Origin of the sequence: Actinomycetospora sp. (assembly GCF_036497245.1) — a bacterium.
Classification (GTDB): Bacteria; Actinomycetota; Actinomycetes; order Mycobacteriales; family Pseudonocardiaceae; genus Actinomycetospora.
Genome location: NZ_DASXJS010000108.1, coordinates 1 through 2,262 on the forward strand (window position 1 = coordinate 1; position 2,262 = coordinate 2,262).

Below are 2,262 nucleotides of genomic sequence, written 5' to 3' on the forward strand. Positions count from 1 at the left end.
CGAAGAACGAGGTGCGGATCATGCCCGGTTCGACGAGCGTGGTCCGGATCCCGAACGGCGCGACCTCGGGGGCGAGCGCCTCGTAGAAGCCCTCGATGCCCCACTTCGACGCGTGGTAGAGCGAGAACGCCGGGAACGACAGCTGCCCGCCCATGCTCGAGACCTGCATGAGCAGCCCGCCGCCCTGGTCGCGCAGGTGCGGGACGGCGGCGCGGGCGAGGTGGATCGACGCCGTCAGGTTGACGGCGAGCATGCCCTCGACCTGGGCGTCGGTGAGCTCCTCGGCGGCGCCGAAGGTCCCGGAGCCGGCGTTGGACACGACGACGTCGATGGGCCCGAGCGCCGCGAACGCGGCGTCGACGACCGCCTGGAGACGCTCGGTGTCGGCCACGTCCAGGGCCGCGCGCCAGAGTCGGTCGCCGTGGGTCTGGGCGAGGTCGTCGAGCTGCTCGGGGCGTCGCAGCGTGGCGGCGACGCGGTCCCCGCGGGCCAGGATCTGCTGGGTGAGCTCGCGCCCGAAGCCGCGGGACGCGCCGGTCACGAACCAGGTCCTCGTTCCTCGATCAGTCATGACTCCATTGCGCTCCCCGGAGCGCCGGTGATCAACGACCGTCTCCGCCACGGTGTGACAGGCTGAGCCTGTCGATGAGGAGGGCGGGGTGGAGCTGCGCCAGCTGGAGTACGTGATCGCGGTGGCCGAGGAACGCCACTTCGGCCGCGCCGCCGCCCGGGTGCACGTGCGCCAGCAGTCGGTCAGCGAGCAGATCCGGCGCCTGGAGCGCGAGCTCGGCGCCGCGCTGTTCGCCCGCACCAGCCGTCGGGTGGCGCTGACGCCGGTGGGCGAGGCGTTCCTGCCGGAGGCGCGCGCGACCGTCGCGGCGGCGCACCGCGCCCGGGAGACCGCGCGGCGGTCGGGCGCGGCCGGACCGGCCGAGGTTCGCGTCGGGTACGCCGAGGACCTCGGGACCGACCTGTTCGCGCGGGCCGCTGCGGCCGACCCGCCGGTGCGCGTCGTCCCGGTTCCCCTGAGCAGTCCCGAGCAGCTGGCGGCCGTCGTCGACGGGCGACTCGACGCCGGGTGGGTGTGGGAGCCCGAGCTGCCCCCGGAGCTGGACTCCGCACTCGTCGGGCGCGAACCGGCGATGATCGTGCTCGCCGCCGACGACCCGCTGGCCGCGGCGGACGACGTCGATCCCGCGGCGCTGTCCGGCCGCCCGCTCGCGGTGGTCCCGCGCGAGGTGAACCCGTGGCTGCACGACCGTTTCGTCGCCGGGCTGCGCGAGCGCGGCGCCGACGTCGCCGCCACCCACGACGCCGTGCGCCTCGACCGTCTGGTGCCGCTGGTCCTGGCCGGGGTCGCGTTCGGGATCACGCAGGGCCGGGCGCTCGCGGGGGGCGTCCCGCCGGGGGTGGTGGCGCGGCCGCTCGCGGGGGAGCCGCTCCTCGTCGAGCACCGGCTCGTGTGGCGCCGGGACGCGCCGAACGTTGCTGACGCGCATGTGAGCGGATTCCGTCGCCGGAGCGACCACATCCACTCACATGCGGAGCCACCGCTCGAAGGCCTGCCGCGCCGATGCGTCGCGGGCGGCGATCCGGGTCAGGTCCTCGGCGAGCGCCTGCAGCCAGGCCTCGACGTCGACCCGACGGCGGCTGATGACCACACCGCCCGAGACCCGCCGCATCTCCGCGTGCACGCGCTCGTCGTCGGCGCGCAGCTCCAGGTCGCGACCCTCGCCGTGCACGAGCACCGACTCCACCCGGCCCTCCCGGCCGCCGAGCCGGTCGGCCAGGCTCCTCCGGTGGCCGACCTCCACGGTGCCCGGCGGCAGGGCGTCGCCGAGCGCGCCCGAGAGCACCCGGGCATAGGACGCGACGTCGGCGCGGTCCGTGCGCAGGGCCGCGGCCAGCACGGCCACGTCCCCCATCGGGCCCAGCCCGCTCGGCTCGAGCCCACCGGCACCGTCGGCGGGCTCGTCGGGTCCCGTCGTCATGGGATCACCCGTCCGTCAGTGGCAGCACGAGCTGCGGGGTCGGGATGTGGTGGTCGGCGCGCAGCGGCCGGACCGCGGTCCCGATCGCGAAGAACTCGGTGGTGTGCCCACCCCAGCGGTGGCCGTGGGCCCGCAGCCGGACCCCGACGATGCCCTCGGCGTGCAGCGCCTCGGCCTCGGCCTGCATGCGGCTCATGGCGAGCTCGCGGGCGTCGTAGAGCCCCTCGGTGTACTGCGGCAGCTCCACGTTCTGCCCGATGTTGCCCATCGC

At 75.5% G+C, this 2,262-nt stretch carries 3 protein-coding genes and 1 pseudogene; 1 reads left to right on the forward strand and 3 read right to left on the reverse strand.

The genetic code is table 11. The features are described from left to right. On the reverse strand, positions 1 to 541 hold a 541-nt coding region (locus tag VGI02_RS11515), incomplete at its 3' end, for an SDR family NAD(P)-dependent oxidoreductase (RefSeq protein ID WP_331627490.1). A 151-nt stretch (positions 542 to 692) separates the two neighbouring features. Between VGI02_RS11515 and VGI02_RS29115 the strand changes: the two are divergent. After that, positions 693 to 1,424, forward strand: a pseudogene (locus tag VGI02_RS29115) (LysR family transcriptional regulator); the annotation flags it as partial. A 111-nt stretch (positions 1,425 to 1,535) separates the two neighbouring features. Here VGI02_RS29115 and VGI02_RS11525 read toward each other — a convergent pair. Continuing rightward, positions 1,536 to 1,991, reverse strand: a complete 456-nt coding sequence (locus VGI02_RS11525) for a hypothetical protein (RefSeq protein WP_331627492.1) — start codon at positions 1,989 to 1,991, stop codon at positions 1,536 to 1,538. A 4-nt stretch (positions 1,992 to 1,995) separates the two neighbouring features. Next, a partial coding sequence (locus tag VGI02_RS11530) for a heavy metal-binding domain-containing protein (protein WP_331627493.1) occupies positions 1,996 to 2,262 on the reverse strand: 267 nt, incomplete at its 5' end.